An 8,948-nucleotide genomic window follows, 5' to 3' on the forward strand; every position below is an offset into this window, starting at 1 on the left:
CTATCTGCATAGCTGTCCAAAGGGGGAAGAGGAATGCTGCTGTCACACAGAACATCTGTAAAGATCCGGCCGGAATATTCCAATATCATAGGGCATATGTGTTATGCAGCTTCCAAACTCTGGAATGTCTGCAACTACGAACGTCATCATTATAAAGAGCTGGGACTGGAAAAGTATCCTGACTGGTATTATCAGAAAAAAGCGCATAAAGGAGATCTGTGGTACAGGCAGCTTCCGTCACAGACAGCACAGGAGACCTGCAAGCAACTGGACAAAGCATGGAGATCTTTCTATGTCCTGAAAAAGACTGGAGGGATCAAAGATCCAAATCCGCCCCGTTTTAAACAGGATAATATCCCGGTCACATACATGCAGATGGGGATCCGGCATGAGAAAGGTTCAGACCAGCTTCGGCTGTCTCTGCCAAAGAATCTGAAAATCTATATGGAAGAAACCTATGGGATCCATGAAAGATTTCTATATCTTGAAAATAAGATTTTCAGGGACATGGATCATATAAAACAATTGCGGATCTATCCGCCGGAAAACGGAAAATGTGACCTTATCGTTATCTATGAGATCGAAGGACCAGAGCAGCTTTCCCAGAATGGACATTATTTATCTATTGATCCTGGACTTCATAATCTGATGACCTGTTATGATTCCGGAAATGGCCGGACTTTTATCCTTGGAAGGAAATATCTTTCATTGGAAAGATACTTTCATAAAAAGATCGCCAGAGTGCAGTCTGTTTGGTATGCGCAGCAATCGGAAAGAGGGATAAGATATCCAGGATCATCGAAACATATCCAGAGACTTTACAGAAAAAAGCAGAATACAGTGAAGGATTATCTTCATAAAGTGACCAGATGGATTGCAGAATACTGCAGAAAAGAAGATATCCGCTGTGTGGTTGTGGGAGATATCCGAAATATCCGTAAAGAGAAAGATATGGGGCATAAGGTCAACCAGAAGTTTCACGGACTGCCATATAACAGGCTGTATATCATGCTGGGATATAAGCTGAAACTGTATGGGATCCAATTGATAAAACAGGAGGAAAGCTATACCAGTCAGTGCAGCCCGTTATCACCGGAAGTATCAAAAAGATATGCAGAAGCAACAAACCGAAAAGAACGGGGTATGTATATAACTGACAGAGTAAGCTACAATGCAGATGCAGTAGGCGCATTTAATATCCTGCGGAAATATCTTTCCGTATCCGGAAAGCAGAAGGAACTGTCCGTAACCGGACTAAAAAATCCAGAAGTAATAAAAGTAGCTGTATAGCCGAAAGGCAAGCAGTATTGGTGTCATGGACGCACCCTGAAAAAAGGCGGTATCCCGCCAGATTTCAGATGCTCTGGTAACTAAGTTGCCGAGTAGTTCACTTTTTATGACATTATAGATTTCATAACCTATTTCTTATTTTTCGGTATTCTCTCGGCGAATATCCTTTCAGCTTGTGAAAAAGCCGACTGAAATAAAGCTGGTTATCATATCCGACAATCTTAGAAATCTCATGGATGGAATAAGTTGTTGTTTCAAGTAACATCTGAGCATTGTTGATGCGGATTCCCACAATGAATTGCATTGGTGTAGAACCGGTATATTTTTTGAAATTTCGGATAAACCAGCTGACACTCATGCCTCGTGAGGCAGCATAATCATCAATATTGATATTTTGATTGTAGTTTTCACTGAAAAAGGTAACAGCATTATCCATCTCATGATCAAGGTATTCATTTTTTAATATGTGCTCTCTTGTCAGTTCCCGGTGGAAACTGATCAGAAGATGACGTAGCAAAAGGACAAGCATTTCCTCATAATTGTCTTGACAGCGTTGCAGCTCGATAATGATACGTTTGAAAATTTGTTCATATTCATTAGATGTACCCACTTGAAAGACACGTTCTTTATCCGGAAACCCATATTGACGTAAGATATTTTTTACATTGCTTCCTGTGAAGTGAATCCAGTATACTTCTGTCTTATCTTCTCCGTAATATTCATATTTTTGGAGTTCTTTCGGTCTGTACAGTACAATGTTGCCGGCTGGAACAATCGTTTCATTATTTACATTATCAAAATGAAAATGCCCACAACCAGCAGTGATATATATAATCTGATAATCCAGACGACCCTTTGGACGGTAGGTCGGAAGTTTGGGATGTCTGGAAAGACGGTAAGTACCACAGCTACCTACAATCAGCGGACGACTTTTGTCTTTGAAATCCATATGTGAGTGGTTCAAATAACCGGTGTTCAAATACATAGGACAGCACCTCTTTTCGTACTTTTTATCATTGTATCATTTAGTGCATATTTTGTCTAATCCAATTCATAGACATATTTTGCGAATTAGGATAAGCTATATATATAGCATAACTAAGGAACGTAAACAAAAAGTAAAGTATAAGGTTTTCTTTAGGAAAACAAAGAACAAAAAAGTATATGTATTGGAGGAGAGCTATTTATGATCGTACCACGTTATTATGAAAATCTAAGCGTACTGCACGAAAACACAATGCCAGCCAGAGCCTATTATATTCCGGCATCCAGAAGAATGGATAACTTGGTGGAACACAGAGAAGAGTCAGATCGTATGCAGTTATTGAATGGAACTTGGAAATTCCAGTATTTTAACAGCATCTATGACATTCAGGATTCTTTCTTTGAGAAGAATTATGATACAGAAAATTTTGATGAGATTCAGGTTCCAAGTGTATGGCAGATGGCTGGATATGATACACACCAGTATACAAACATCCGGTATCCATTTCCGTTTGATCCACCATATGTGCCACAGGACATTCCGTGTGGAGTCTATGTACATACTTTTGAGTACAGTAGAGATGAGAAAGCGCCAAAATCTTTTTTGAACTTTGAAGGAGTAGACAGTTGCTTTTACGTATGGATCAATGGCTCTTACATAGGATACAGCCAGGTTTCGCATATGACCAGTGAGTTTGATGTTACCGATGTACTTCAGGATGGAACGAATACGGTGGCAGTGTTGGTAATGAAGTGGTGTGATGGTTCCTATTTGGAAGATCAGGACAAATTCCGTATGAGTGGTATTTTCCGGGATGTGTACATTTTGAAACGCCCAAAACAGGCAATCAGTGATTATCATATTAAAACAAGAATTGAGGATATGCTTGCGAAAGTAGAAATTGAAATGAAATTCTACTCTCCGTTAAATGTAAAAATTTCGATTGAAGATAGAAACGGAGCAGTTGTAGCACTAGGAAGTATTGCTGAAGAAGGAACAGCTGTATTAGAAATCGCAAGTCCGGAACTTTGGAATACAGAAAATCCATATCTATATAAACTGATTCTTGAAACAGAGAATGAAGTAATTGTAGATCACATTGCATTAAGAAAGATAGAGATTAAAGACCAGGTTATTTATTTAAATGGACAGAAGATTAAATTCCGTGGTGTCAATCGACATGATTCTGATCCGGTTACTGGATTTACAATCAATCCGGAACAGATTACAACCGATCTTACGTTAATGAAGCAGCATAATTTTAATGCGATCCGTTCCAGCCACTATCCGAACGCACCATTTTTCTATGAAATGTGTGACAAGTATGGATTCATGGTAATAGATGAAGCAGATATTGAAGCTCATGGTCCATTTATGATCTACAGAAAAGAAGACACTGATTACAATCGGTTCAAACGATGGAATGAGAAGATTGCAGATGATCCGGTATGGGAAGAGGCAATCGTTGATCGCGTAAAACTCATGGTGGAACGTGACAAAAACCGTTTCTGTATTGTTATGTGGTCAATGGGAAATGAGAGTGCTTATGGCTGCAACTTTGAAAAAGCACTGGAATGGACAAAGAATTTTGATCCAGACCGTATCACACAATATGAGAGTGCAAGATACCGTAATTATGATGAAACATATGATTACAGCAATCTGGATGTGTACAGCCGGATGTACCCAGCGCTTTCCGAAATTCAGGAATATCTGGATAAAGATGGAAGCAAACCCTTCCTTTTGGTAGAGTACTGTCACAGCATGGGAAACGGACCTGGAGATTTTGAAGATTACTTCCAGATGATTCAGGATAATGATAAAATGTGCGGCGGCTTTGTCTGGGAATGGTGTGACCATGCGATTGCTCATGGAACTGCTGAGAATGGAAAGACTATATATGCTTATGGGGGCGACCATGGCGAAGAAATTCATGATGGCAACTTCTGTATGGATGGATTAGTATATCCGGACAGAACGGTACATACAGGACTTTTGGAATACAAGAATGTTTATCGACCGGCAAGGGTTATTTCCTATGACAAAGAAAGCGGAGAACTGGTGCTTCATAACTACATGGATTTTGATGACTTGAAAGATTATGTGAAGATCAGTTATGAGCTGACACAGGATGGTCTTGTGATCAGCAAAGGCATACTTCCGGAGTTTTCTGTGGCACCACATGGGGAAGGAAAAACAAACCTGAAGATCAATGTTCCAGAGAATGGGAAATGTTATTTAAAACTTATTTACCATCTGAAAAAAGAATTGCCACTGTTGGATGAAGACCATATTCTTGGATTTGATGAAATTGAGGTAAGTAAAGAGGATACAAAATGTAAACTTGCAGAGAAATGGATACCAAAAACAGTAGTGGACTCTGAATTACAGGTAAATGAAAATGATACACAGATTCATATCAAGGGGCGTGAATTTGCTTATACCATAGACAAACGTACTGCACTCTTTACAGAGATGAAATTCGCAGGGCGGGAATACTTGAACCATCCGATGGAATTAAATATTTGGAGAGCTCCAACAGATAATGATATGTACATCAAGTCTGAATGGAAGAAAGCCCACTATGATAAGGCTTACACAAGAGCCTATACGACAGAGGTTGTGCAGGGAAAACATGGTGTGAAGATTACAAGCCATGCTTCCGTTGTGGCAGAGACAGTACAGAAGATTCTTGATGTGACGATTACATGGAAAATAGAAGCTGCTGGAAAGATTGATGCAGATATTGCAGTAACAAAAGACGATGAATTCCCGGATCTTCCGAGATTTGGTGTGAGGATGTTCCTGGATAAAAAACTTTCAGCTGCACGATACTTTGGAATGGGACCACAGGAAAGCTATTGTGACAAACATCAGGCTGCGAGCCACGGTTTGTATCAGGCAAATGTAGATGATTTGCATGAGGATTATATTCGCCCACAGGAAAATGGAAGCCATTATGATTGTGAATATGTAGAGCTTAACAACAGCCGATATGGAATTGTGGCATCCGCAGAAAAGGCATTTTCATTCAATGCTTCTTATTATACGCAGGAAGAACTTGAGAAGAAAACGCATAATTATGAACTGACAGAATCAGATAGTGTAGTATTTTGCGTTGACTACGCATTAAATGGCATTGGTTCTAATAGTTGTGGTCCAGTTGTATTGGATCAGTACCGATTTGATGATGTATTATTCCGGTTTCAGTTTACACTGATACCGTATGTAAAGGGATAATAAAGTTTCATGTAACCCGTAAACAAGGAAAGAGAGTCTGATTGTTATGTAAAGTCCGGATATACAGAGCAATCAGACAAAATCAGAGAAAAAAACAGAATTAGATATCATACGGTTAGCCATATTGAGATTCTAAGTGCGATGAAGATGAGGAGCAAAGAAATTCGATGGAAGAAAAAAAGTATTTGAAATGGTATAACAAGATTGGATATGGATCAGGTGATATTGCAGGTAATGTAGTCTATGCCTTCCTGACATCTTTCATGATGGTCTATCTGACGGACTCAGTAGGACTTGCTGCAGGTGTCGTAGGTACCCTGATTGCCGCATCAAAACTATTTGATGGTTTTACGGATATATTTTTTGGATCAATGATTGACAAAACACACAGTAAAATGGGAAAAGCGAAGCCATGGATGCTATACGGATACATTGGTTGTGCCATTACGCTGGTCTGCTGCTTTGCAGTACCAGTCAGCTTGGGAACAACGGCTAAATATGCATGGTTCTTTATTTCTTATACACTGTTAAATGGTGTGTTTTATACAGCAAACAATATTGCTTATTCAGCACTTACGTCACTGATTACAAAGAACAGCAAAGAGCGTGTACAGATGGGATCTTACCGTTTTATTTTTGCATTTTCAACAAGTCTTCTGATTCAGGCGATTACAGTTGGATTTGTAGATAAATGTGGTGGAGATGCTGCGGCATGGAGAACGGTTGCTATTATCTATGCAATCATTGGTCTGGTCGTAAATACGATTTCAGCACTTTCTGTTAAGGAACTTCCGGAGGAAGAACTTAATGAAGGAGAAGTAAAGAATGATAATGAAAAGTATGGAATGGTACAGGCATTCAAGCTTCTTGTCAAAAACAAATATTACATGATGATTTGTGGAACATATATTTTACAGCAGTTATATGGTGCCATGATTGGAGCTGGCATTTATTACATGACATGGGTACTGAAAAATAAGAATTTGTTTGGACAATTTGCATGGTCAGTAAATATTCCACTGATCATTGCCCTGATTTTCACACCGACATTAGTTGGTAAGTGGAAAGGTATGTATAAACTGAACTTAAGAGGTTACGTCTTAGCAGTCATCGGTAGAGCACTTGTTGTTGTTGCCGGATATATGGGCAGTGTTCCGCTGATGATGGCATTTACAGCTCTTGCAGCCTTAGGTCAGGGACCATGGCAGGGAGATATGAACGCAGTTATCGCATCTTGCTCTGAATACACTTATCTTACGCAGGGAAAGAGAATTGACGGAACGATGTACTCTTGTACTTCTCTTGGTGTAAAAATCGGTGGAGGTATTGGAACCGCTGTTGTTGGATGGATGCTTGAGTTCAGTGGATATGTCGGAACAAATGCAACTCAGCCACAGTCTGCACTTGATATGATGCAGTTCATGTATCTTTGGCTTCCGTTAATCTTTGATGTATTGATTATGTTTGTGCTTTCAAGAATGAATGTAGAAGATGCAAATAAAAAACTGAAAGCAGAAAAAGGAATTGCTGCAGATGAAGTAACAGATGCATTAGACATAAATTAGAATTGACAGGAGAAAGCGTTGTCTGGTCGTTGCTCGATGAGACAGTGCTTTTTTCTATATATAAAGTGATAGAACTGTATTTTGAAAATAAAAAAGGACCACTTCATTTTTGTGAAATGGCCTTAAGAAAATATTCAGTTTTCACAAAATAGTCCTTTTAGTATTTATACATGGTAAGGATGCTCAAAATATTCAGTGTAGAATACTAAAAGGCCATTCAGATATTTTTTTAGGTTGCTCATTTGCAATTCCTCCTTTCCTTATTTACAAGTTGATTATAAGATAGGTGTAAAAGGATTGCTTGCCAAATCGAAAGAAGATATAGACAAATGTTGCAAAGGGGAGTATTTCATGCAGTTAAAATATGTTGACACAAAAGAGGAGATCATAGCAATAAATAGGAAGTCAAAACATATTGAACCACATCTTCATAATGCACTGGAGATCGTTTGTGTAACAAGTGGATCATTAGAACTTGGTGTCGGACAGGAACTATACCATATGGAAAAAGGAGATATAGGCTTTGTATTTCCAGATGTTATTCATCACTATCAGGTACTGACACCCGGTGTAAATAAAGCGACTTATCTGATTGCATCGCCATTTACGATAGCCAAATTTGCAGATATCATGCAATCCATGGCTCCTGAATACCCAATCATCAAAGCGGAAAAGGTTGAACCGGAGGTATATAGGGTTATAAATGCAATTTTAGAGACAGAACAGTCGGATATTACTGTTGCACAGGCATATCTTCAAATTGTGTTGGCACGCTGCATAGGAAAATTAAATTTGGTAGAAAAGAGCAGTGTGGGGAGCAACGATCTTATTTACCAGACAGTTTCCTATATATCAGCAAATTTCAAGAAGAAGTTTTCGTTGGAAGAGATGGCAAAAGACCTGGGCGTGAGCAAATATGTTTTATCCAGACTCTTTTCCAAGACATTCCATAGAAACTTTAATCAATATCTTAATGATGCAAGGCTGAACTATGCATGCCATCGTTTGGAAAATACGAGTGATTCTATTACAAATATTTGTCTGGATAGTGGATTTGAAAGTCAGAGAACGTTTAACCGAGTATTTAAAGAAAGATATAAAATATCACCAAGTGATTATCGAAGTACTTGTGTGAAAGAGATGTTGTCATAAAAGGTTCTGTTGATCGAAATATTTACTTTGATTTTACAGTGCTATGTATTTGATTTCATGTGTGGATGATATAATATAAAAATATTTGTAGAAAATAGCGCTTTATTTTATTATGAAAAGAGTAAGGTGTATTCTAAAGAAACAAGAAAGGCAGGGCGCATATGAACATGATAAAATCCATAATCGATTTTAATGAAAAAAAAGGATTCATCTGTGATATGGATGGTGTGATCTATCATGGCAATCAGATATTGCCAGGTGTTCCAGAATTCATCCAGTGGTTGCATGATGAAAAGAAAGAATATTTGTTTTTGACAAATAATAGTGGATATACACCACGAGAATTAAATCAGAAACTGGCTAGGATGGGACTTGATGTGCCAGAAGAACATTTTTATACCAGTGCATTGGCAACAGCCGCATTTTTAAAAGAACAGGCGGCAGGCTGTTCGGCATTTGTGATAGGAGAAGCCGGCCTGTTAAATGCACTTTATGATGTAGGTATCACAATGAATGATGTAAATCCGGATTATGTTGTTGTGGGAGAGGGACGCTCCTATTCATTGGATACATTAACAAAAGCAACGAATTTAGGAAGATAAGCGGGAATCCTCGGTAATTCAATTGCCGAGATGAAAACGTAAACTGTGCATATCTGCACATTATAAGTAAAATATATTTATTTTTTTACTAAAAAATGCTGTATCCAGCTTTAT

General features: G+C 38.4%; 5 protein-coding genes and 1 pseudogene. 5 read left to right on the plus strand and 1 reads right to left on the minus strand.

From position 1 onward, the window contains the following. The first annotated feature begins 33 nt into the window (after window positions 1-33). Complete coding sequence (locus EAI83_RS16590; RefSeq protein ID WP_227945541.1) at window positions 34-1,290, plus strand: RNA-guided endonuclease InsQ/TnpB family protein; 1,257 nt, start codon at window positions 34-36, stop codon at window positions 1,288-1,290. Between the two features lie 121 nt (window positions 1,291-1,411). On the opposite strand, the gene EAI83_RS16595 is transcribed toward EAI83_RS16590, so the two are convergent. Next, complete coding sequence (locus EAI83_RS16595) at window positions 1,412-2,275, minus strand: AraC family transcriptional regulator (protein WP_044961974.1); 864 nt, start codon at window positions 2,273-2,275, stop codon at window positions 1,412-1,414. 201 nt (window positions 2,276-2,476) lie between these two features. Here EAI83_RS16595 and EAI83_RS16600 point away from each other — a divergent pair, with 201 nt between their 5' ends. The 4 genes and pseudogenes from EAI83_RS16600 to EAI83_RS16615 all read left to right on the plus strand — a co-directional run. Then, on the plus strand, window positions 2,477-5,515 hold the full coding sequence (locus EAI83_RS16600) for a glycoside hydrolase family 2 TIM barrel-domain containing protein (RefSeq protein ID WP_129976218.1): 3,039 nt from the start codon (window positions 2,477-2,479) through the stop codon (window positions 5,513-5,515). Window positions 5,516-5,682: 167 nt separating this feature from the next. Beyond that, window positions 5,683-7,080, plus strand: coding sequence for an MFS transporter (locus tag EAI83_RS16605; RefSeq protein WP_129976220.1), 1,398 nt, complete (start codon window positions 5,683-5,685; stop codon window positions 7,078-7,080). Window positions 7,081-7,431: 351 nt separating this feature from the next. Then, window positions 7,432-8,232, plus strand: coding sequence for a helix-turn-helix transcriptional regulator (locus EAI83_RS16610; RefSeq protein ID WP_015527044.1), 801 nt, complete (start codon window positions 7,432-7,434; stop codon window positions 8,230-8,232). 161 nt (window positions 8,233-8,393) lie between these two features. After that, a pseudogene (locus EAI83_RS16615) lies at window positions 8,394-8,825 on the plus strand (TIGR01457 family HAD-type hydrolase); the annotation flags it as partial. Between the last annotated feature and the right edge of the window lie 123 nt (window positions 8,826-8,948).

The sequence above is a fragment of the Blautia sp. aa_0143 genome, assembly GCF_004167315.1.
Classification (GTDB): Bacteria; Bacillota; Clostridia; order Lachnospirales; family Lachnospiraceae; genus Blautia_A; species Blautia_A fusiformis.